The sequence below is a fragment of the Natrinema versiforme JCM 10478 genome (assembly GCF_000337195.1).
GTDB classification, from domain to species: domain Archaea; phylum Halobacteriota; class Halobacteria; order Halobacteriales; family Natrialbaceae; genus Natrinema; species Natrinema versiforme.
Window position 1 is genome coordinate 13,181 of sequence record NZ_AOID01000049.1, and the last position, 21,065, is coordinate 34,245.

The 21,065-nt window shown below is 58.8% G+C and carries 28 protein-coding genes and 2 tRNA genes; 18 read left to right on the forward strand and 12 right to left on the reverse strand.

All coding sequences use genetic code 11. The features are described from left to right. Window positions 1-75: 75 nt before the first annotated feature. The 5 genes from C489_RS16180 (at window position 76) to C489_RS16195 (ending at window position 1,755) form a co-directional block, all read left to right on the forward strand. Window positions 76-181, forward strand: a tRNA-Asn gene (locus C489_RS16180). 126 nt (window positions 182-307) lie between these two features. Then, on the forward strand, window positions 308-892 hold the full coding sequence (locus C489_RS16185; protein ID WP_006432399.1) for a MogA/MoaB family molybdenum cofactor biosynthesis protein: 585 nt from the start codon (window positions 308-310) through the stop codon (window positions 890-892). A gap of 179 nt (window positions 893-1,071) precedes the next feature. Further along, window positions 1,072-1,200, forward strand: a complete 129-nt coding sequence (locus C489_RS22890; protein ID WP_275039579.1) for a hypothetical protein — start codon at window positions 1,072-1,074, stop codon at window positions 1,198-1,200. A 72-nt stretch (window positions 1,201-1,272) separates the two neighbouring features. Beyond that, a tRNA-Ile gene (locus C489_RS16190) sits at window positions 1,273-1,347 on the forward strand. A gap of 168 nt (window positions 1,348-1,515) precedes the next feature. Next, window positions 1,516-1,755 (forward strand): DUF7563 family protein, encoded by a 240-nt coding sequence (locus C489_RS16195; RefSeq protein ID WP_006432401.1) that lies wholly within the window; start codon window positions 1,516-1,518, stop codon window positions 1,753-1,755. Between the two features lie 154 nt (window positions 1,756-1,909). Here C489_RS16195 and C489_RS21370 read toward each other — a convergent pair whose 3' ends face one another. Then, window positions 1,910-2,113, reverse strand: a complete 204-nt coding sequence (locus C489_RS21370) for a hypothetical protein (RefSeq protein ID WP_006432402.1) — start codon at window positions 2,111-2,113, stop codon at window positions 1,910-1,912. 229 nt (window positions 2,114-2,342) lie between these two features. On the opposite strand from C489_RS21370, the gene C489_RS16205 reads away from it, so the two are divergent. From C489_RS16205 to C489_RS16225, 5 genes are all read left to right on the forward strand, one after another. After that, window positions 2,343-2,864 (forward strand): hypothetical protein, encoded by a 522-nt coding sequence (locus C489_RS16205; RefSeq protein WP_006432404.1) that lies wholly within the window; start codon window positions 2,343-2,345, stop codon window positions 2,862-2,864. Next, the gene (locus tag C489_RS16210; RefSeq protein WP_006432405.1) at window positions 2,861-3,385 is read left to right on the forward strand and encodes a DUF488 family protein, N3 subclade; all 525 of its coding nucleotides are present in this window, start codon (window positions 2,861-2,863) and stop codon (window positions 3,383-3,385) included. Before C489_RS16205 ends, C489_RS16210 begins: the two co-directional genes overlap by 4 nt. After that, complete coding sequence (locus C489_RS16215; protein ID WP_006432406.1) at window positions 3,385-5,004, forward strand: DUF7845 domain-containing protein; 1,620 nt, start codon at window positions 3,385-3,387, stop codon at window positions 5,002-5,004. Before C489_RS16210 ends, C489_RS16215 begins: the two co-directional genes overlap by 1 nt. 406 nt (window positions 5,005-5,410) lie before the next feature. Continuing rightward, window positions 5,411-6,610 carry a hypothetical protein gene (locus tag C489_RS21635; RefSeq protein ID WP_152423173.1) on the forward strand — a complete coding sequence of 400 codons (1,200 nt, stop codon included), beginning with the start codon at window positions 5,411-5,413 and terminating at the stop codon, window positions 6,608-6,610. Between the two features lie 234 nt (window positions 6,611-6,844). Further along, the gene (locus C489_RS16225) at window positions 6,845-7,099 is read left to right on the forward strand and encodes a DUF7692 domain-containing protein (RefSeq protein WP_006432408.1); all 255 of its coding nucleotides are present in this window, start codon (window positions 6,845-6,847) and stop codon (window positions 7,097-7,099) included. A gap of 413 nt (window positions 7,100-7,512) precedes the next feature. Here C489_RS16225 and C489_RS16230 read toward each other — a convergent pair whose 3' ends face one another. The 8 genes from C489_RS16230 to C489_RS16265 all read right to left on the reverse strand — a co-directional run bounded on the left by C489_RS16230 (window position 7,513) and on the right by C489_RS16265 (window position 13,460). Then, the gene (locus C489_RS16230; protein ID WP_006432409.1) at window positions 7,513-7,896 is read right to left on the reverse strand and encodes a hypothetical protein; all 384 of its coding nucleotides are present in this window, start codon (window positions 7,894-7,896) and stop codon (window positions 7,513-7,515) included. Next, on the reverse strand, window positions 7,893-8,162 hold the full coding sequence (locus tag C489_RS16235) for a hypothetical protein (protein ID WP_049890959.1): 270 nt from the start codon (window positions 8,160-8,162) through the stop codon (window positions 7,893-7,895). Before C489_RS16235 ends, C489_RS16230 begins: the two co-directional genes overlap by 4 nt. Before the next feature lie 235 nt (window positions 8,163-8,397). Then, the gene (locus C489_RS16240) at window positions 8,398-9,573 is read right to left on the reverse strand and encodes a hypothetical protein (RefSeq protein WP_006432410.1); all 1,176 of its coding nucleotides are present in this window, start codon (window positions 9,571-9,573) and stop codon (window positions 8,398-8,400) included. Then, entirely contained in the window at window positions 9,570-10,376 is an 807-nt protein-coding gene (locus C489_RS16245; protein WP_006432411.1) for a hypothetical protein, read from the reverse strand. The genes C489_RS16240 and C489_RS16245 overlap by 4 nt, the downstream gene beginning before the upstream one ends. Next, window positions 10,373-10,918: a hypothetical protein gene (locus tag C489_RS16250; protein WP_006432412.1), complete on the reverse strand. Its 546-nt coding sequence runs from the start codon at window positions 10,916-10,918 to the stop codon at window positions 10,373-10,375. The genes C489_RS16245 and C489_RS16250 overlap by 4 nt, the downstream gene beginning before the upstream one ends. A 3-nt stretch (window positions 10,919-10,921) precedes the next feature. Then, complete coding sequence (locus C489_RS16255; RefSeq protein WP_152423174.1) at window positions 10,922-11,293, reverse strand: hypothetical protein; 372 nt, start codon at window positions 11,291-11,293, stop codon at window positions 10,922-10,924. 1,545 nt (window positions 11,294-12,838) lie between these two features. Then, window positions 12,839-13,012, reverse strand: coding sequence for a hypothetical protein (locus C489_RS21935; RefSeq protein ID WP_160163648.1), 174 nt, complete (start codon window positions 13,010-13,012; stop codon window positions 12,839-12,841). Window positions 13,013-13,028: 16 nt separating this feature from the next. Further along, entirely contained in the window at window positions 13,029-13,460 is a 432-nt protein-coding gene (locus C489_RS16265; RefSeq protein WP_006432413.1) for a hypothetical protein, read from the reverse strand. An 88-nt stretch (window positions 13,461-13,548) separates the two neighbouring features. Here C489_RS16265 and C489_RS16270 point away from each other — a divergent pair, with 88 nt between their 5' ends. Further along, window positions 13,549-13,734 (forward strand): hypothetical protein, encoded by a 186-nt coding sequence (locus C489_RS16270; RefSeq protein ID WP_006432414.1) that lies wholly within the window; start codon window positions 13,549-13,551, stop codon window positions 13,732-13,734. Between the two features lie 62 nt (window positions 13,735-13,796). Here C489_RS16270 and C489_RS16275 read toward each other — a convergent pair whose 3' ends face one another. After that, window positions 13,797-14,300, reverse strand: coding sequence for a type IV pilin (locus tag C489_RS16275; RefSeq protein ID WP_006432415.1), 504 nt, complete (start codon window positions 14,298-14,300; stop codon window positions 13,797-13,799). Between the two features lie 333 nt (window positions 14,301-14,633). On the opposite strand from C489_RS16275, the gene C489_RS16280 reads away from it, so the two are divergent. Further along, window positions 14,634-15,446, forward strand: a complete 813-nt coding sequence (locus tag C489_RS16280; RefSeq protein ID WP_006432416.1) for a hypothetical protein — start codon at window positions 14,634-14,636, stop codon at window positions 15,444-15,446. 34 nt (window positions 15,447-15,480) lie between these two features. On the opposite strand, the gene C489_RS16285 is transcribed toward C489_RS16280, so the two are convergent. Next, window positions 15,481-16,419 carry a type IV pilin N-terminal domain-containing protein gene (locus C489_RS16285; protein ID WP_083902826.1) on the reverse strand — a complete coding sequence of 313 codons (939 nt, stop codon included), beginning with the start codon at window positions 16,417-16,419 and terminating at the stop codon, window positions 15,481-15,483. A gap of 153 nt (window positions 16,420-16,572) precedes the next feature. Between C489_RS16285 and C489_RS16290 the strand changes: the two genes are divergently transcribed. Next, complete coding sequence (locus C489_RS16290) at window positions 16,573-17,583, forward strand: Cdc6/Cdc18 family protein (protein ID WP_006432418.1); 1,011 nt, start codon at window positions 16,573-16,575, stop codon at window positions 17,581-17,583. 141 nt (window positions 17,584-17,724) lie between these two features. Further along, the gene (locus tag C489_RS16295) at window positions 17,725-18,006 is read left to right on the forward strand and encodes a hypothetical protein (RefSeq protein WP_239642066.1); all 282 of its coding nucleotides are present in this window, start codon (window positions 17,725-17,727) and stop codon (window positions 18,004-18,006) included. Between the two features lie 5 nt (window positions 18,007-18,011). On the opposite strand, the gene C489_RS16300 is transcribed toward C489_RS16295, so the two are convergent. Beyond that, window positions 18,012-18,251 (reverse strand): winged helix-turn-helix domain-containing protein, encoded by a 240-nt coding sequence (locus C489_RS16300; RefSeq protein ID WP_239642067.1) that lies wholly within the window; start codon window positions 18,249-18,251, stop codon window positions 18,012-18,014. A 255-nt stretch (window positions 18,252-18,506) separates the two neighbouring features. Between C489_RS16300 and C489_RS16305 the strand changes: the two genes are divergently transcribed. Genes C489_RS16305 through C489_RS16320 form a run of 4 tightly spaced genes read left to right on the forward strand, consistent with a single transcriptional unit; the run spans window position 18,507 to window position 20,598 of the window. After that, window positions 18,507-18,929: a PadR family transcriptional regulator gene (locus C489_RS16305; protein WP_006432425.1), complete on the forward strand. Its 423-nt coding sequence runs from the start codon at window positions 18,507-18,509 to the stop codon at window positions 18,927-18,929. After that, window positions 18,926-19,246 carry a hypothetical protein gene (locus tag C489_RS16310; RefSeq protein WP_006432426.1) on the forward strand — a complete coding sequence of 107 codons (321 nt, stop codon included), beginning with the start codon at window positions 18,926-18,928 and terminating at the stop codon, window positions 19,244-19,246. The genes C489_RS16305 and C489_RS16310 overlap by 4 nt, the downstream gene beginning before the upstream one ends. Then, on the forward strand, window positions 19,236-19,571 hold the full coding sequence (locus C489_RS16315; protein WP_006432427.1) for a hypothetical protein: 336 nt from the start codon (window positions 19,236-19,238) through the stop codon (window positions 19,569-19,571). The genes C489_RS16310 and C489_RS16315 overlap by 11 nt, the downstream gene beginning before the upstream one ends. Next, the gene (locus tag C489_RS16320) at window positions 19,564-20,598 is read left to right on the forward strand and encodes a tyrosine-type recombinase/integrase (protein ID WP_006432433.1); all 1,035 of its coding nucleotides are present in this window, start codon (window positions 19,564-19,566) and stop codon (window positions 20,596-20,598) included. The genes C489_RS16315 and C489_RS16320 overlap by 8 nt, the downstream gene beginning before the upstream one ends. Window positions 20,599-21,065: the final 467 nt, after the last annotated feature.

Sequence of the window (21,065 nt, forward strand, 5' to 3'; positions counted from 1 at the left end):
GTGCGTGAAAGGGTATCGAACCGCGGGAAGGGAAAACGAAAGCCCTATCAAATGCACCCGACTATCACGAGATGAGCCGAAGTAGCTCAGATGGTAGAGCACCTCGCTGTTACGGCGATGCAGGTACTGCCTGTCCGCCGCAGATACGAGGTTGTCCCAGGTTCGAGTCCTGGCTTCGGCGCTTCTTCCTAATTCACGACGGAAAGCGATCCGTCTTTGCTGCGTGTCGACGATGGCAGTCACGTCGAACTGCAGGTCGTCTCCCATCGGGGGAGGGATTATCGTCTTTCGGCAGTGACGTGCGTACATGCCCAGCGATACCGACGACCGGCGGAGTACCGACGATCACGGCCACGACATCATCGATCCCCTCTTCGTCGGGATCGTCACCGTCTCGAGTTCGCGGGCGGGCGAAGACGATCCTGATGATCCCGGCGGGGATACCATCCAGGAGTGTTTCGAAGCTGCGGGCCACGAGGTTCGAGAGCGAGTCTTGGTCCGAGACGACTACTCGGCGATCCGGACCGCCGTCCGCGGGCTGGTCGCGCGCCGAGATATCGACGTGGTGTGTACGACTGGAGGCACCGGTGTCACCGTCGACGACGTTTCCCCCGAGGCGACCGCGTCGCTGTTCGAGCGCGAACTGCCGGGCTTTGGCGAACTGTTCCGATCGCTCTCGTGGGACGAAGTCGGAACGCGAGCGATGGCCTCGCGCGCGACGGCGGGGATCGCCGTCGATACCCTGGTCTTCTGTCTGCCCGGGAGCAAGAGCGCCTGTGAAACCGCCTGCGAGGAACTGATCGTCCCCGAGACGCCCCACCTCGCCGGACTGGCGACGCGTCACCGAACCGGGGCGAGCGACCAGACGCTCGCGGACTACGGAAGCGAGTAGACCGGTTGCGAGCAGTCCATCGGCTTCTGTCGGCACCGAAGTAGACACCGCTCTCAACGCACCCGTGGAAATGTCCTCCCGGCAGGCGGTTCCCATCTCGTCCGTCTCGAGGTGACGGACGATCAGTCAACTCGCCTGAAACAGCCTTTATTGAGTATACGCACGTGCATTCGACTGCTATGTGCCACCACTTCGAATCCGTCACCGAACTCGACGCCGAGGAGCGCGAGGATATCCTCGACTCCCATACTCGGGCGGCGCTCGAGGCCGAACTCAGCGACGAAGAACTCGAGGCCCTGTCCGCGTAGCGGCCTTCCGTTTTTTCTCGAGCGGACCGGACAGCAAGCGTTAATTAGCGCGCACGATTTTTCCCGATTGACGGGCCCTTAGCTCAGTCTGGTTAGAGCGCTCGGCTCATAACCGAGTGGTCGATGGTTCGAATCCGTCAGGGCCCATCCGCAAAAAACCCGAACTTCGGCCGAATCCTCTTCGGCCACTAAGCGGCGCTTCAACCACTCGAGGCGTGCCTTTTCTGTTTCCTCGTTACCCCCGTCTGAACCTGAACTGAATCAGTCACTAGTTCCAGGTCGCCGCTGTCTTGCGAAAGTAGTAGCCGAAACGAGGTGGTCAGCGTGACGGTCGCGCCGTGGCCGTCGGTCGACCGCTCGACGTGCCAGCACTGCGGAGCCCACGTCACCGACCGGTTCCGCCGTGTCTTCGGTGACGACGGCGACCGAGTCCATCGCTGTGGCGACTGCGATACGTACACGCGGCTGACCCGCGGCTCTGCTGCTGGCGTCGACGTATCGATCCCCGATCCAGAAACGTCGCCCGGCCGGCACGGAGGGCAGGGCGATGTGTAGCGCGTTCGTTCCGGTAAGCCAGCTGTACGATGTCGAGAGTCGGACGCCCATCGCCCATCCGGCCCATCAAGCAACCGATGAGGACGTTCGTCGCGCCCTTGAGGATCGGGTAGTGCGGGCCAACGGTGGCCGGTCCTCGAGCGAGACTGAACGATTAAGTGGTATCGAGAATCCGTTCAGCAATAATGACCAGTCTATAAAGGAGACATGTTGCGGCCAATCCGATCCCCATCCAGAACCATGTCACGAAGGTCCCTCCCTCGTTCGTCAGGGCGACGCCAACGACTCCAATAGTCGTGAAAATGGCAATTATTCCAAAGGTTGTCTGCCCTATTTCGGAATCCTTCTCGGAGGACATAGTGAGCGTTCTCTAATTAGATGCCGTAAATGTTGGGAAAAATCTACGCCTGTACTCGAAGTCAGCCGCTATTCACTTCAGTCTAGCATTGACCGAACAGACGGTGGTTCGCGATGAGCCGCCTCGTCGAATCCGACGAGTGCGAACGCTGTGGTGACCGTGTCGACGCGCTCCGTCGGCTCTGCCCGGAGTGTACGCGCACGGTTCGGAACGCACGGGAGGGGCCGTTATGAGTTCTCGAGCGTCAGAACTCGAGAGTTCGAAAGCCAGCGGCGACGCCCTCGAGGCGGAGATCGTCCAGGTCGTCGACGAACTCGAGTACGTCAGCGATCACACCGCCACCTGGCACGACGCCCGGACCACCACCGTCCTCGAGGCGAGTCGGTCGCTGCCGTTCTACGGGATCGTCCTGGTCGAGCCGGCGGTTCCGGTCGAGATCAAAGGCTGCCAGATAGAGACGAGTAACGGCAGTCGGTCGACTCGCGGCCGGTTCTACGTCAAGCGGGCCGCTCACGAGCAACTGCTCGAGGCGGGCGGAATGTACCTGTTCGTGGTGTACCTCCCGCGGCCGGGACTGCCGCAGGTCGCACGGGCGATAGTGCCGGCGACGCTCGTCGACGAGTTGCTCGCCGGCCGGTGGTACGAGGTCGGCGGCTCGCGCTCGGAACAGGAGGTCGCGCAACTCGCGTGGTCGCACGTGATCGATCCCGCGGGCGTCGATCCGGAGGTAACCGTGGGTGATCGACGGTGACCATCCGAACGACCTACTTCGGCGGTCTCAACTCGAGTTTCGAGCCCGGTGACGAGGATGACGTATTCGGTGTGGTTCGCTACCCGCGGGAGTTCGTGGACCGGATCACGGATCGGAATATTCCCGCCGTTGCGCCGCCGGAGGATCTCCTGAACGCGTACAAGGCCGTCGAGGAGGCCGCCGACGAGAACGGCGAGCCGAACCCGGCTGCCATCGCGTGGGACTCCGTCGACTACGAGCGGCGGTATCTCCAGTCTCTCGAGCAGCCGGGTCCACAGACGGTAATCTCGGAACTGGCCGATCGCGCTCGCGAGCGGGATATCTGGCTCGTTTGCTGGGAAAAAGACGCTCGGTGGTGCCACCGGCGGTTGCTCGCGAACGCGGTCGTCGCTCAACTCGAGGATATCGAGGTCGTCCATCACCCGGACCCGTCGACGATCCCCGTCGACACCGGTGACGACGAGCCCGACGACGATCCGGATGCGACGCTCGCCGATTTCGCCGAAGCCGGTGGTGCGTGATGTCGCAGGTCGAGACGACGCCGCACGAGATCGAGGGCCGCTGGAAGTGGCCCGATTGGGGTCGCGGTCCGTATGACGCACTCTCGTCGGTGATGCTCGGTCCGCCTTTCGAGGGCTACCTCGAGATCGACACGGAGATCGACGGCGAACCGTGGCACCTGAAGGTGGGCTACAGCAAGTCGGGATTCGCGCCGCGACTGTCGGATGGGATCAACGCCGAGCGACTCTACGAGTGGGATATCGTGGGCCGTGGGCGCGGTGAACGGAAGGCATCGTACAACATCGGTCCGCGGTTCCCGGATATGCGCCACTGGGAAAGCGGTGAGCGACTGCAACTCCCGTGGGAAAACCAGGTCGGCGAGGTCGACGGTGTGGACGTCGAGTTTCACATGAGCAACCTCGAGCCCGAGCGCGGACTCGAGTTGCTCCCGGAGTTCTTCGGGGCGATCTTCGATCACGCCGGCGAGCGGATTCATTCAGAGTATTTCCGAACCGAGCCGCACGACGCGAGTCGAATGTGGGCGTACGAGCGGTACGTTCGAATCCGTCGCGAGTGGGCGGAAAAGCTCTCGTCGGCCGGTGTCCTCCAGAAGGTCGCGCACTATCTCTCCGACCTCGAGGGCGTGAAGGCCGAGCTTCACATCGACAACCGGGAGGTAATCAACCACCAGAACCGGCTGTTCCTGAACCCTACGTCGGCCGGCGAACTGCTACCCGGCCATACCTACGGGCGAAAGTTCGAGATCTACCAGCTGAAGGACCCGGATGCGGTATCGAAAGATCACCCGTCCTACCATCCGAAGGTGGAGGTCTTGGTGAACAAGTCGATGAACGACGGCGAGGCATGGGCGTGGGCCGATCGCCACGAGGTCACCGAACAGATCGAGGAGACGCTGTTGAACGCGCTCCACTGGGAAGACATCCCACTCGGGCCCGACGGCAGCGGTGTCTACATTGCGGACGATCACTTCGACGCCGTCGCTCGAGACGATCTCGTCGAACTCTACGAAGATCCTACCCCGCGCCTCGAGGCGAAGTCGGACCACCTGTTGATGACGACGCTGCGAGACATGGGCGAGACCGCTCGCGATGTCACGGAAACGGTCGCGACCGACGGCGGTGCAACCGTCGACGGTCTCGCCGACGAGCTGGGAAAGCATCCGGCGACGATCTACCGGGCGATCGAAGATCTCGGTGAGGTCCTTGACCTCGACCAAGGTGACGTATCGTTCCGGGCCCGGAAGTACCGCGAGGAACTTCGAGCACTCGTCGAGTCAGCCGAGTACGCGATCGAGAGCTACGCCGATCGGATGCAGCACATCATGGGCCTGGCCGATCACGTCGCCGAGTCGTCGCCGTTCCAGGAGTGGCTCGCGACAAACGGGGCCGACCTCGAGTTCGACGAGAACGGCGAGCCCCAGCAGATGCGGATCGATACGATTCTCTCCCGACTGAAGTCGGATAGCTTCGAGAACGTCGCGACGATCGCGAGTGAGGCTCTCGAGAAGTGGTCGAAGTCGGGGAACGATCCGACGGCACTCCGCGGGCTCGAGTTGACCTGGAAGACTCCCGGCGGTGGGACCGAATCTGGATTCGTCGGCGCGATCGCCGATCGCTGAAGCGGCCTGCATAGTGGCAACGCTCTCGTTTTCGCTCTTTTCTGCAAGTTAGGTTGACTACCTCCGTTTCTTCTGCAACTCTGGTTGTATCCAGTCCCTCGAGGGCGGGGGTCAGCACGGCGATCGCACCGCAACGCCTGCGGGGTCGTTTCGCGCTTCGCGCGAAAACCCCCTTGGCGGGTGTCCCCAAGGGGACAGCGCCAAAAAATTACAGCGCCCCCACTCCATCTTCGCGCGAGAATCTCCAGTTGAAACACCTGAAACAGGGGTTATTCTCACGACGATTTATCAGTAGAGCCGAGATCAAATTCAGTATCATATGTCCTAATTGTGGAAATATTGCCGTCAATTAAAGAGATTCACTAGAATCCCAATACTTAATCAGCAATACAGGAGTTGGATATGTATGACAGACGAAGAAAATTCAGAGGCGGAAGATGATATGTCAGAGGGGTCAACTGAGGATGAACCCTCTGAAGAGTCACTTGAAGACGGTTCGTCTGAGGAGTCTCCTGAGGAGTCACCTGAAGACAATGCATCTGAGGAGTCACCTGAAGACGATGCATCTGAGGAGTCACCTGAAGACGATGCATCTGAGGAGTCACCTGAGGAGTCACCTGAAGACGTTTCATCTGAGGGGTTTCCCGAGGAACCATCTGAAGACGATGCATCTGAGGAGTCTCCTGAGGAGTCACCTGAAGACGATTCATCCGAGGAGTCTCCTGAGGATGAAGATAGGGATCTACACCTAAGTCTGCACGGCGCGTTTAATCTTGGCTGGAACCTACAATATTTGAGACAGGCAGGGCACAATAGATACCCAGCTTATTCTGAAGACAGTGAATATGTAATGAATGCATTGTCTGAGGTGAGGAGTACATTAGACACAATAGGGGCCTCTCCTGCAGTAAAAAGTGGCATCCGTTCATTTGAGGGAGAACTTGAGGAAGAATATGTTGAAGCTGAGGATGAGGATGCTGCTGAAGCTGACGACGACGGTAGTACAGACGATGATGGTAGCTCTGACGACGATGAGCTACCAACTTTATCAGCAGGGTATGGGAATAGGCTAACAAATAAGGTTGAAACCTGGCGAACTGTTCTAAGATATGAATTATCTCAGGAACATCGATTCACGATTGCCAATGCACCAGTAATCGACCTCGAAAAGATATTACAATCACCTAGTGATCTGTTTGAAGATGATATTTGGGATCGTCTTCCCGAACAAACAAAACAGGACGTGAAGGAGGGATGCATGTCCCTTGCAGCACATTGTCCTACAGCGAGTGTTATAATGATCCTCAGGAGTATCGAAGACATTTTACGAAAATGGTATAAGCAAGAACTGAACGAAGAGGCTGACGATCCATGGGGACCAGTGTTAGGAAAGTTAAAGAACGAATTTAATGAGAGAGGGGAAGATCCAGATGTTTTATCGAATCTAGACTATCTACGTAGGAAAAGAAATGAAGTCAATCATCCAAATCGGTCTCCATCTCTTCATGAGGCATCAGTAACACTTGCAATGGCCTCTGAAACAATAACCGCCATGATGGAATATGTAGAGGTAGAAGATGGACTAGAAATTGAAGATCAAGACTGAATCGATCTCCATTTTCTCTTTCCCTCTCCCCCATTGTCTGGGGTTGCACGTCGACAGAATCCGTTTCCCGAATATGCACACGAGCCGCGACTCGTCGTGTGCATATCGTGGGCCGATCCGTCGTTCGAGCCGCCGTTCTTCTCTGGATAGCTAACACGTTCCGCCGATTTCAGGCCGAAATGGGCCGTCCAGTGAGCCGAAAAAACTAGGATTTCGGGGGTCGTGTGTACGAGTATGCGAATCAGAACTGACGGTGACTACGCATACCGGCGAGACGCGATCGAACGTGCAGCTGACTTCTACGACTGCAACAAGACGAAAGCCGTGGTGAGTTCCTGCGACGACGTGCCGAAGTTCGTCCAAGCGTCCCGCCAGGTCCTCGAGCGCGACGACCTTACCCTCGAGCAGCGTCGGGAGATCGCCGAGACGCTCTCGACGCGGGCGGTGACCTTCGAGGTCAGTACCGAGGTCGTCACCGAAACCGAGTGAGAGTTCCCCCTTAGTACGGCTGCTGGATGTGAGAAGCATACCGCTGTTAGTATTCGATCTCTCGAGAAACGCCGGTCAGAGACCGGCGTTAGAGCCCCCATCCCTCAAGTGGTGTGTCAATTGGGGTGGGTCTGAGATCGGGTGTTTGACAATATGGCTATTGGCATCACGGTGAGACGATCTCAAGTGAAGCGAGGGAGTGTCTCGGAGCGGATCGGTTCTGGATAGACAACCGTATCCTTCCCCCGCCACCTGTAACTCAACCTTGCGATAAAATAAACTTATTGGCCAGCTGATATCGTCCCGAACAATTAAGACTAATAACCGAAATTAATCGATTGCCTCCGTATCTTTCCCCCCACTCCGGAGGCCCCCACTCCCCCTATCGTTTTCACCCGTGTCCAGTGCTCTCGCTAAAAAATAGCGTCAATTTGGATCTTCGCCTGTTCGGTTCCGCGGTGATCGCCGCCGCCATGCCAGCGGAGCAGCGGGAGATCGCTCGACCGAACCATCTTGTCCTGCAGGAGCGTGAGACCTGACCGCCCATGTGGCCGGTAGACGACGAAACAGTACCAGCCGTCGTGACGCCGGAGTTTCTCGTGGTACTCCCGGTAGACCTTCCAGTTTCCGGGCTGGCCGTCGGCGTGTTCGTGCATCGTCGATTTGATTTCGACGGGCGTTCCGTTCCCGAATCTCGCGTCGTGCCAACTGGCCCGCTCGAGGTCGAACCGTCGCTTCTCGGCCATCCGTTTCTCGACGGCGGTCCCGAAGTGATTAGCGCGTTTCGAGCGGTTCACAGGTCCGCCCTCCGGTCATCACGCCAGCACCGATCCGCTCGAGCGACTGTGTAGGTCATCAATCCGCCGACCGAGCCCGCGGTTACCGAGAGGCCCCACGCGCGATGGGTCACCGCCACGATCGCGACGATCAGGAAGACACCGATCACCACGAGCGTCTGTTGGTCAAAGACGCCTCGCTCGAGGTCGCGCCGGAGTTCGTACGCGAGATCGATAGCGGTCGATCGAGCCACGAATAGGATGGTCGCGAGAAGCCGTGCGGTCATGCCGAGCTCCCCCTTTCGCGCGGGCCGCGATTTTTTCGAAATCTACTCTCAAAAATATAATTTTCCTTATACCTACACACGCGCTCCGCGCGTCGATATATATACGCCTCCGCCGGCTGCGAGACGCTGTGCCCATCGCTCGCTTCGCTCCCGATCGGGAGCGAGCGCGGTGGGCTGTGGGCCTCTATACTAAAGGGGGTCAGGTTGCGCTTTACGGCTTTCCACCCCGACGCAGTCATGCGATCACCTGTTCGACGGTGTCAACCCAGTCTCGCTTTTCTCCGCCGTCATCGATGTCTTTCCACCAGTTTGAGACGGTAGCGTGGCTGTACGGAACGAACTTGGCGGTTTCGCGGGACGACATGCCCTGCTTTCGGCACTCTTCCATCGTCCACGCAGCTACCTGTTTGACCTCGCCTTCGGCGATCGCCGGTCCGTCCTCGTCGCCGGCAGGAGCGTTCCACGACCAATCAGCCTCGTCGTTCGTGTGCGGTTCGAAGTCAGCAGGTGGAATGCCGGTAAACGGCCGCGGGTCGACATCCTGCAGTTTCCCGCCTGAGATGCGATCGGCGACGATCGCCTTCCCCTTGTCGTTGCGATCGGGCTTCTTAATGATCGTCCCGACACGCCAGAGCATCGGATGAATCGACGATTCGTCATGGCCGATGTAGATGAGCATCCCGTTGTACTTCCGGATCTTGAACACGAGCGGCCCCATCAGTTTCCGGACTTTCTGCCCGTCTTCGCCGGTTCCCGAGGCGTTTGTGCTGAACTCGTCACCGACGAACGCTTTCGGCCGTTGTGAGTTCTCGACCGGGTTCCCGTCTTGGCCGACCCATTCCTCGAGGAGCGGGTAGTGAGGAATCCAGCCATCCTCGACGGTGCCGTCGTCGCGGACCCATTCGTCGTTGCGCGGTAGTGTTCGGATGTTCGAGCCGACGAGGAGATCGCCGTTGACCCACCGGTCACGCAGTTGCAGGAGGAGGCACGCGAGGTTCGTTTTCCCGGCTCCCATCTCACCAAGCACGACGATCACCGGAGCCGGGCCGGCGACAATCTCCTGCAGGCGCGTGATCGCCTTGATACCCGAAAGGTCAGCCTGCTGGCTCGGGTCGCCGATGTAGTGTTTCAGCGTGACCGTGTCGCCGTTCTCGAGGGCGTCGCGGGCCGTGTGGCCACCTTCCCCGCGGAGGATGTCACGGTTCTTCTGTACGTCCATGTACGTCGCTGCTGCCTTTCCTTCCCAGTGGTCGGGATCGTGATGCAGCGCACGGACGGTCATCTGTCGATCGATCTGTTCATCGCGGACGAACCCCGTGTGCGGGAGTACTTCGTCCGGGTCCCGCTCGAGGTTACCGCGCTGCCACTCTCCGAAGCCGCCGACCGTGTAGTTGTCTTGCTCGTCGCTCATCGGTCCGTTCCTCCGTCGGTTACTGCTGGCTCTGCTGCCTGTTCGTCCGCCTCGACGGGCGTCCGTGGCCCGTGCTGTTCGGTGTAGTCGTCGACGTACTGCGAGATGTCCTTGATTTCGTCAACGTCGCGGGCTTCGGCGTCGTCCTTGGCCGCTTCGAAGCGGTCCTTCACCGTCGTTCGCGGGTTCATCAACCCGCGTTCGTCAGCTTCGGCCTCCTCGTTGATCACGTCGCCCTGGATCTGGAGGCCCATCTTCGAGATGCGGCCGCGAAGCCGATTGTACTCGAGGAAGGCGTCGACGAGGTCGCCGTGGATGTCCTCGAGCATGGCCTTGATGGTGACGAGTTTGGAGTCGGCGAGCTGGCTGAAGTAGCAGCCGCGGACGACGAGTTGGCCGGTGTCCTCGTGATAGGTGAACTCGCGGACTTCGAAGGCGTCGCCGTCGTTGCAGTGGTACGGCGACGGTCCCTCGACGGTCTTCTCGCTCCAGACTTCGGGAGCGACGTAGAGCTTCCGGCGGGTATCGTCGATGCCGTTGATGTGGTAGACCTCGACCATGTTCCGGTTCCGAAGCTTCCGAGCACCGGTGACGAACATCCCCAGTAGTGGCGGCCCCATGAGCAACAGCGCGGCGAAGATCCCCTTCGTGATCGGCGGCACACCGGGTATCTCCGGCTGGATAATGAGCAACAGCGCACCGAGCGTCACCGAGAGACCGAGGACGACTAGCTGACCCTCGGCGAGAACGTAGGTGAGTCGATCGGCCCACCCACCGAAGGTGCCGCTCGTCTTGTCGCTCATGCCTCGATCACCCCGCTGTTCTCCGAGCGGATGACCCACCACGCGCCCGCTGCGGCGAGGACGACCGTCATGATAACGCCGGTGAAAAGACCGCTCTCGCCGCCGAACGTGGCGAACGGGTCCGCTTCGTTCTGGTCAAGTTCGGTTGACAGTCGGACAGTCGTGCCGTCAACGGAGATGCCGACCGTCGATGCACCCTGCAACTCGCGTACGTCCATCGAGATCGTCGTCACGCCGCGCTCGATCTCGTAGTCTTGCTCAGGAACCTGCACAGCTCCATCTTGGCCCACACCGGCGAGTGCATCCGAGACGGTGACCGTTCGACTCCGCTCCGCGTCGAAGGTGATCGTCGCGGTTCCGTCTTCGAGCTCGTAATCTGTGATGACCAGCTCCCCATCGGCGAACTCGGCGACGTGCTCGAGGTCGGCCGTCGCGTTCTCCGCGGTCTCGTTCGCGGAGTCCTGTGCGCCCACAGGCCCAACGCCCATGCCCATCGCGAGCGCCGCCGCTACGACCAGCGAAAACAGGAAAATCCGCCGCATCGGTCAGTCACCCATCCCGGGGATGTTGCCCGTCACATAGCCGACGACGGTCGATAGGGTAACGAAGATGATGACGAGACCGGCGACCGCGCCACCGTAGTCCTGGGCGAGCGCTTCGGGATCTAGAGCATCGACGATCGAACCGCCGTCGTTCTGCGATTGCTCGAATTTGTCGATCAATTCCTGATTCCGCTCCTGCATCTCCTGCCATTCTTCCTCGGTGATGTAGTTCGAGTCATCCTGCGGCTCGGAGTTCGAGAACTCCATTGAATCGGCCTCATTCCCGTCGCTATCCTCGATTTTCTCGACCGTGAATGGCTGATCGAGAATGATCATCTGATACTTCGTATCGCCGGATTCGGCGACCATCTCCACCTCGTCAATCTCGGTAATCGCCGTCTCGACCTGATCCGAGATGTCGACGGTCCACACGTCGTCCGTGTCGTCGTCCGGCGTCCCNGAGATGTGTATAAGAGACAGGATCCGAGATGTCGACGGTCCACACGTCGTCCGTGTCGTCGTCCGGCGTCCCGCCGTCATCGAGAGTGAAGTCCCCAGAGGACACCGTTGCTTGCTCACCGGCCGTCGTGTTGATCCTGAACAGCGTGCCCCCGTAGGGCTCGCTCGTGAACGTCACGGTCCCGCCATCGACGCCTGCGCTGTCGTAGGCGGTCCAGATCGCCGATCCTTGAGAGATATCGTAGTTGAAATAGATATCTCCCTCCATCGTGGACGGGTCGTAGGTCTCTCCCGACTGAATTCCGTCCGCGGGAGGGGTCGTCGGCGCGAGCATTCCCGACAGCGTTGCCGTCTCGTTTTCGCTCTCGACGGAGATCGTCGCTTCGCGCTCGAGGTCGACCGGGATGTTGAGCGCCATCAGGTCGGCGATCGCCTGATTGATTCCCTCCTCGTCGGCCGACATCTCCGCGAGTTCTCGCGGAGTCAGCAGGTCCTCGGTGTCGAGTTCGCCAGACTGAATCTCTCCATATACGCCGTCTACCCACGTCGCGAGGCCGTCGTTCACGGTGTTGTACGAGTCTATCATCGACTGGAATAGGCCGTTCCACTCGCTGAACGACAGGTATGTCACGTCATCGCTCCGTGTCGAGAGGCTGACTGTGACGACCGGATCAGAGCCGAAACGATCGTCAGCGTACCGGTCAACGTCGATCAGATTCCAGCCGCCCCCAGCGTCGTTGTCGCGCTCGAAGATCAGATCCTCCACCTCAAAGGTCGATCCGTCAGGTAGCTCGTACTCCATAGTCCCCTCGACCACCCGCGACACCGAGGACGAGTAGCCATCCGCTGCAAGGATCGCCAGATCGCCCTCAAAGTTGCCGCTCGGAGAGTCTACGTGGCCGTTCAGCCTTCCGAAGTAGTTGCGAAGCTCTCGGACAGACTCGTTCCACGACTCCAGCAGGTTCGTGATGATGGTCGTCCAGTACTCCGCATTCGCATCCTGCGCAGCTTGCGTAACGTCAGTCTGTGCATCTTGATTGTTCAGAGATTCGATACCAGCGACCTTACCATCTCCATAGGCAGTGTGTTCAGCACCGTCGAGAATATTCTGGTTATCTATGAACGTCGAGGCGTTCTCACTCTCACGGGTTAGCGCCGTGTCGTACACGTCCTCGATGAGCGTCTCCCACGTCGTCCCTTCCGGCGGACTGTCGTCCTCGAGTGGGTCCCACTCGCCGAGTGCCCAGCCGAGCGCTACGCCCCCTCCAGCGGCCGCAGCGCCGATACAGAGTCCGCCGCAGGCGATCCCCTGTGCCCGTCCGACCGGCGAGAACTGCGGCGCGACTGCCGAGCCGCCGACGCCGAGCGTGACGACCGCGCCGGTCCCGACGCCGACGCGCTCGAGGAAGCCGCGCCGAGTCGGACCGTCCGAACTCGTGGGCTGTGGGCTTTGGGCCGCCGTCATAGGAACCACCCCCCGAACGACACGACGAGAGTCGCCACCACGACGTAGGCCGTGATCGCGCCGACGACGAGCAACCCGAGTGCGAGGAACGCATCTTCTGCCACCTTGAGCGCGGTACTCAGAGACCTGTACCAGCCGTCCGTTGTATCGCTGAAAACGTTGAAATTCATTGAATCAGCCCTCGAGTTACTTGTAGGCGATCAGGTAGAACGCCGCGCCGTTCAGGAAGACCGTGAACCAGCCGAGGTACCACATCGACTCGAGGGTCACGGCGACCGCGGGCACGAGCGCGCCGAGCACGTTCAGGATCACGGCGAGCAAGAGCACAACCGTCTCAACGTCCGTGTAGTCCTCTGGCGTGGCTTCGTTCGTGAGCCATCCGATCACCAGCACCCCCATCGAAATGATGAACGCGAAGGTGATCTCGGTCCCGTGCGCGCTATACAGTGCATCGGTCAGTGCAAAGTTCAGCGGCTCGCCGAACTCGAGCGTGCCGACCGATCCGATCGCGAACGACGCGAGCACGAAGATGGGCGCGAGGATGCTGTCTGTAAGGTCGATACCGTCTTCCCGACGAACGGTGTCGGGAACGTACTTCTGCGGTAGGCTAAGCGCCATACGCTCGGTCCGCAACCCCTCTCACCGAAAAAGTCGGGAAAACCAAGGTTCACCAAACTTTATACCAAGGCGGGTTGCCGGCCGCTACATGGCACTGAACAAACTCAGACGCTTAGACCAGAACTCGCTCGGAATTACCCTGCCGAAAGACGATCTCCGCATCGAGGGGTTGCTTGACGAGCACGGCGACCTCGAGGGAGAACACCACCTTCACATCCGCTACATCGGTGATGGTGAGTGGACGGTCGAACTTGTCGACGCAATCGACACATGATCTAAGATCTACTTGAAAAATCTGGAAAAATAGAAAACAAACGGAGATTATAGCCCGATATCTCAGCCCGAATATTGTATCGTGAACGATTCAGTAGCAACTACAGTAGACGATCCACCTTCAATAGTCGCTGTAGCCGTAATACTTCCGCTATATTCATCGCCCTCGCTGGGTGACCCGCTGTCACTGAATGCATTAGTGACACCATCGTTAGAGTCATCCTCCAAATATTCGTTATCGAATGTGACTGACTCACCAACCTCTTCCAACTCAAATTCTGCTTCACCGTCGCCACCATCCTCGGACACAGCGATAGTAATACTATCTGTGTTTCCTTGGGTGGTCCATGTTGCCTGAGTCTGATTACTTGGTTCGTCAACCTCAATATTCACGCCTGCTTGCGCTTCTTCCTCAACACTGTCGCCCATATCAAGCACGAATGCTGCGATCACAGCAGCAAGGATCACAGTTATGGCCACCATCAAGATGACCCCGATAACCGGGCTCACTGCCCGTTCCTGTTCATTGCCAACCAGTTTCTTCCGAATTGATTTTCCGTCCATCATTGGTTTACTCGTGCATCGCCTGTGAACGGTGAGAAAGCTTATTTGTCCGCTTGTCGGACTGGAACACGCAGGGAGATAGGACCAACCCAACCGTTCCCGCTTTCTCGCGATTACCGTCGTCACCGATGCTGTCACAACCACTCGCTTAGCCCTACTTATATCTATTCGATAGTACAACTCTCGAACCGAAGAACTATCGCGAAAGGCTTTCAGACCTGATAATCAGCAGGTGCTATACACCGTACAGCACCCTCTTGAAACGCCGCTGTCTTGCGATTTTCAAACTGATAACCAAAACAGTAAGAATTTGACGACTCAATCCAAGTACCGTTCATGCCCGCTGCCGACGCGCCGATCTCCGAGCGCGCGCTCGCTCGCACCTACGATCCACCCTCGTATTCGGACCCGTTTGAGGCCGTCGAAGACTACCGCGAGGTCATGGCGTATGCGAGCAAGCACCCTTCGAAGGGCTCGAGCGCGATCGCGTCGGCACTGGAGTTACCGCGCGGTCGCATTCGACCGTGGCTCGACGATTCGAAACCCGACGTGGTCCGCGGGATCGAAACGGCCCGGGACTACGGCTGGCTCGAGACCGGATTTGACGACCCGGCGTTTACGGCGCTGAATACGCTCGTCGCGAACGTCTTTTCGGGCGGCTCAATCGAACAAACGCACTATCAACCGTCGTTCGCGCTGAACCATCGCGGCGAGGACAGCCATGTGCTCGACGCTCTTGAGTTGGCCGGCGTCGACTATCAGGTCGTCGCCGATCGCGACGGCCGAGCCGATGAAGTCCGACCGAGCGATGACGCCTCTGTCCTTGGCCGCGTGCTTTCGGTCCTCGGTGCACCTGTCGGTCCGAAAACCGACCAACATCTTTCACTGCCGACGTATCTCGAGCACGCACCCGCGAGCGTTCGCGAACAGTTCGTCTACTCGTATCTCGAGAATCGGGCGATCGAACACGACGGGAAAGCCACACTCACGGTGCGAGAAGATCGAAACCGAGACTATCTCGAGGAACTGGTGGCGTTGATTGACCACGTGGCCGGCGGCAGGGTTGCGTTACGGGAGCGAAATATCGTGGTGTCAGCGGATGCTGCGCGGTCCCTGGGTACATCAAGCGGTGATGTGAAACTGGAGTGAGTATCTACACAAGGGCTACGATTATGGCAGATTTTTACCCGTTCTGCGTAATCGTCCCCGTAACATTCGCGGACTCTGATACATCTACTGAGTGCCCATTCGCATCGATATCTCCATCAACGAGGACGTTCTCTCCAAGATCGACTCCGGGGTCCATGCCGCTACCTTCAACTATAATGTCGCCTCTTACAATTACGTTGCTTTTCAACTGGACTTCTTCATCAATTGTCTTGATTGATCCATTCATTTCTGTATCTTGGTTTAATTTCAGTGTATCTCCGTTCGGCTCTTCGGGGAGTGTAATGTCACCGTTGATCGTCGCTTTATCTTTGATTGTTGGCATGGAATCACTATTGAGAGTCCCAGTGAACTTCCCCTCTTGTTTGATATTAAAATCAGATTCTGACGAGTCACTGAGTTTGACAGTACCGATGAGTTCAGCATCCTCATTGATGGTCACCTTAATATCGGCCCGTCCCCCGTCATCACCAACAATATCGCATTTGAGAGGCGAGTCGTCTTTAGAGACGGTGAGATCATTGCCGTTGGTGAGGGCGTCGCACCGATCATACCAATTTCCACGGACCTCATACGTGTCGAGCAACACCTTCGGACTCACTACCTGCAACACATCTCCTTTCTCAAGTGGATCAGGACAATCATTCCTCTCCACGATCGTCACGTCACCTTTCTTGAGGGTGCCACTGCTATCCCATTGACCACAGTCCCCTTCGCCTCTGAGCTGGATCTCAGTGCTATCAGCGGAGAGTCCCCGAACATCGGTCAGCACGATCGCTACTGATTCATCTTCTTGAAAGACCATTTCTGCGCTTGGCGGTTGCTGGAGAAAACCAACACCAAGAATCGCTGCTGCAAGAACTGTCATCACAGCCACAAACATTCCGATAAGCAATACGGTTCCAATAACAGGTGAAACTGCCCGTTCAGATGATTGAGAGCGACGTAACCGCATTATCTTCTCTTTCAATCACAGTGACTAATGTTTTTTGACTACCAATCTCAAGAGACAATCGCTCTATGATAGTCCTCTGTATGCAATTTTAGCCCCGGTTCATGATCGCCTCCACCCATCAGTAATTAATAGGTAGTCCAGTAACTATAGTTCATGATTACGGATGCTCGAGCACTCAGACCATCTCATATCCCGAGCGATCTCCACCACCGGGACGCGAAAATCGAGCAGTTAGCCGACGCGCTCCGGCCCATTGCGGACGGGGACACCGGTGAGAACGTGCTTATTTTCGGTCCGAGCGGCACGGGGAAGACTACCCTCGGGAGGTTCGTCGTTCGGGAACTCGAGCGGGAGACGCTTGACCTCCGCTGGGGCTATCACAACTGTATCTCCGGCTCGTCGAAAGCAGAGGTCCTCCACGGCGTGATGCGCGACGCGGATCTCGGTGCGAACCTCAAGAAGCTGGGCTCGCCGACGAGTGCATTCATCGACCGACTCCGCGAGAGCGACAAGCGCGTCGTCGCGATTATCGACGAGGTCGACGTGCTCGAGGACGACACGACGTTGCAGGCGCTCATCGACGTGCCGAACGTGACGATCGTCGCGATCACGATCGACGAAGACGACCTCTTCGCATATCTCGATTCTCGCGTTCGAAGCCGGCTCCGGAGCGCGGAGATGATTACGCTGGATCGGTTCAACCACGAGCAGTTGGTCGACATCCTCCAGGCTCGCATTCGAGCCGGACTCCGGCCGGGGACGATCTCCAGCGACGCGATCGACTACATCGCCGACATCGCCGCCGGCGACGCTCGGGAGGCGATCGGTATCCTCCGGAGTGCATCACGGGTCGTCTCGAGAGACGACGACCGATCGCAGATCACGACCGCGGTCGTCGACGAGGTTCGCACGGCCGCCCTCGAAGAGATCCACCTCGAGCGCGTCGAGGACCTGGGGACGCACAAGCGGTTGCTCTACGATATCATTGAAGCGGCACGGGAGGTCTCGGGCTCGCAGTTGCACGAGACCTACGAACAGCGCGCGCAGAATCCGAAGGCCAAGAGCACCCGTCGGAAGTACCTCGTGAATCTCGAAGAGAAGTATGGGTTGATCGAATCGAACGGAAACGGGAAGGGGAAGGTCTACGCCGTCCCCGACTTCTGAGTTTTCCGTTCGTTCCGTTCGTTTTCCGCTATTCGCCGAAGAGGCTCGCTATCGTGGGATATTGAACGCGAGAGCCGTTTTCGGCCGTTTTCCGTTCGTCTCCGCTCTGGTCTTATCCATATCTGCGGCTTTCACTCACCCATGTCTGTTCGAACAGGCCAGTCGAGACCGAGCGAATCGCGATTGAGTACGGAACTCGAGGACGGTCGATCCGTCGACGTCGAGATCACCGGCTCGCCGGACAACAAGAAACGGATCGACGTTCATGTCGAGCGTGGGCGACACTGGGTACTCGCGGTGCAGGACCAAGTCGCGGGCCTGGTCCTGACGCTAAACGAGAACGGTCAGCGCATCGACGACGAGATCCCCAGCTGGCTCGAGCCGCTGCTCCGACGGATCGGACTCGAGGGGGTCGAAGCGTGACGGGGTCAGTCTTCGGTTGGGTTGAGTTCGCTCGCGTCGACTTCGCCCTGGAGCCACATCTCGCCCCGGTCAGTGATCTGGTAGTAACCCTCTTCGATTTGTTCAACAAAGCCGTAGGCTATCAGTATAGACAGGCGTCGGCTTACGTAGGAACGGGACAGATCAAGGTTTTTTGCGATAGTGGTTGGGCCGAGCATCAAACCACCCTCAAGGATGTCGAGAATTTTCTCGTCAGCATCCTTCATCCACTCCGCACGTTTCCTCATTACTGGGAAACTATCGGAGTGATTCTTACATCCGTCGATGGGGCAGAATGTATATACATAATCGTGATTTGTAGTACACGATATTGTGGACACATTTATTTGGATAGAGTAGAGACCGGTATGATAACGCGAGTTTCACGTGGGCCCGACTGTCCGTTGGGTCCGTTCGGAAAATGCGGTCCGGTGTATGGGCACCGGGTCCGCGGCGGCTCGCGTAATCAGGCTACGCCAGCCATGTACGACGACAATTCGCGGGGTCTTGAAAGCCCCGACACGACCGACGTATCGACTGCTTCTGACCAGCGACTCGTAGCCGACGGTGGCACGACGTGGGGCGACCTCACTGGATTCCAGCGCGATACGCTGGCGGCGATCGCTCGCCTCGAGCGTGACGCCGAGACCAGCTACGGGCTCGCGATCAAGCGCCGTCTCGAGCGGGAGTACGGCGAGGTCAACCACGGGCGACTCTACACGAATCTGGACGACCTCGCCGACGATGGGCTCGTCGAGAAGTCCGCACTCGACAAGCGAACGAACGAGTACGTGCTCACCGACAGTGGGCGCGCGCTGCTTATCCAGCGCGTCGAGCGCCTCGTGGACGCCTGCGAGATCGGGATCGCCACGACCGACGGCTCGGGGATGGGTGATCGCGCATGATCGACACGGACGAACTCTCCGACGAGGAGATCGAGGCCGTCGTCAACACGCGCGGGTTTCAGAAGATGCTCGCCTACCGGCGACTCTCCGACGGCATCGAAGTCCTCGAGGACGAGGACCAGATCTTCGAATCGATGGTCGCCTCGATTACGAAACAGCATTCGCAGGTCCGCTCCGAAGAGAGCACCCGCGAGTTCTTCCGGCTGTTCCGTAGCGAGGTCGAGACGTTCACCGAGGGGCTCGCCGACGAGGAGAGCACCGCGAGTCAGGGCGATCTCGAGGACCTCTACGTCGACGGTGATCACGATGGGGAGTGACGAGTTCCTCGCACTCGAGGCACAACTCGAGGCTCTCGAGCGGCAAGCGGACGCGGTCGAGCGCCAGACCGAGGCGATGGAAGCGATCGCGACGGAGATGCGGTACCAGAACGCAGTCCTGTGCGAGATGGTCGCTTGTCTAGACGACCTCTCGGCTCGCGTCGACGACCATCACGTGCCGGACCATCCGCCGCACGATCGGTCCGGCCCCGCGCTGCAGACGTGGATTCACGATCGGCTCTTCGAGCGCGACCAGCTCGAGAACGACGGCCCCGAGTTCCGCTGGGGGAGTCCGGCAAACTGGGGAGGTGATCGTGATGAGTAACCTCGAGCCGATCAGCCCCGAGCAAGCCCTCGACATGTACGTCGAAGGTCGCCGGGACGAACTGAGTGACCAAACGCTCCCGTCGCAGGTCTACCGGCTCGAGGCGTTCACGCAGTGGTGCGACGAAGAGGACATTGAGAACCTGAACACGCTCACCGGCCGCGACCTCTACTCCTACCGTGTCTGGCGACGAGAGGGGAAGGGCGAGGGCCGCGAGGAGGTGGCGACGATTACCCTCCGCGGACAGCTCTCGACGTTGCGTACGTTCCTTCGGTTCTGTGCTGATATCGACGCTGTTCCGGAGGATCTCTATAGCAAGGTTCCGCTCCCGACTGTATCCGCCAGCGAGGGCGTGAGCGACACGACGCTCGAGCCCAATCGGGTCGTCGAGATTCTCGACTACCTGCAGCGGTACGAATACGCCTCGCGGAGACACGTTACACTACTCCTGCTCTGGCACACGGGCGCGCGTATGGGAGGTATCCGATCTCTCGACCTTGAGGACTGCGACCTCGAGGATGATTCGCCGGGGCTACAGTTCTCGCATCGGCCTGAGACGGATACGCCGCTCAAGAACGGTCAGAAAGGCGAACGGTGGAACGGTATCAGCGGCTACGTCGCCGGTGTTCTGCAGGATTACATCGACGGACCGCGGGATGACGTGACAGACGACCACGGTCGGTCGCCACTGTTGACGACGACCCATGGTCGGCCGAGTGGTGGAACGATTCGAAGCACGATGTATGCGATCACTCGTCCGTGCTGGCGCGGTGAAGGGTGCCCGCACGATCGTGATATAGATGAGTGTGAGGCGACGGTCCACACGCTCGCGAGCAAGTGTCCTTCCTCTCGCTCTCCGCACGACGTTCGAAGTGGTCGAGTAACTGCTTATCGACGTGATGGAGTTCCCCGTCGCGTCGTCGGAGACCGACTCGATGCGAGTAACCAGGTTCTTGATCGCCACTATGACCGCCGAAACGCCCGTGAGAAGGCTGACCAGCGACGTGATTACCTTCCCGATTTGTGATCATGAGTGTTGAACCCCTAAACCGCGCGAAAATCGCAATTCGAGGTTCCGTCAGCCCCCATCCGCAAAACAGCCGAATCGGAGCCGATGTCTATTTGTCTCCGACCGGTGGCGAAATGAGTCGAACCACACTTTTTCTACGTCGACTACAGTCAGACGTTGAACTGGACCCGACTCACTGACTGGTCCCACGTTGTCGCCGTCCTACGAAATGAGTAGCCGACACGGGCTGATCGGCTACCTGCTGTCCTCGAGGCCCGAAAGCTGAACCGCCAGCGACCGATCACAGCGGCGCTGTCCAGTCCACTCGAAATGCGGTGAAATCTGATGCGGGCTCATAGCGGTAGCGCCCACTCGTGGTCACAATCCGGGCAGACGAAGTCCGCGACCGGAGAGCCGTCAGAGACGTATTTTCTGACCTGTTCACCCAATCCTTCGTTACAGTTCGGACATCGGGCTTTCATCCG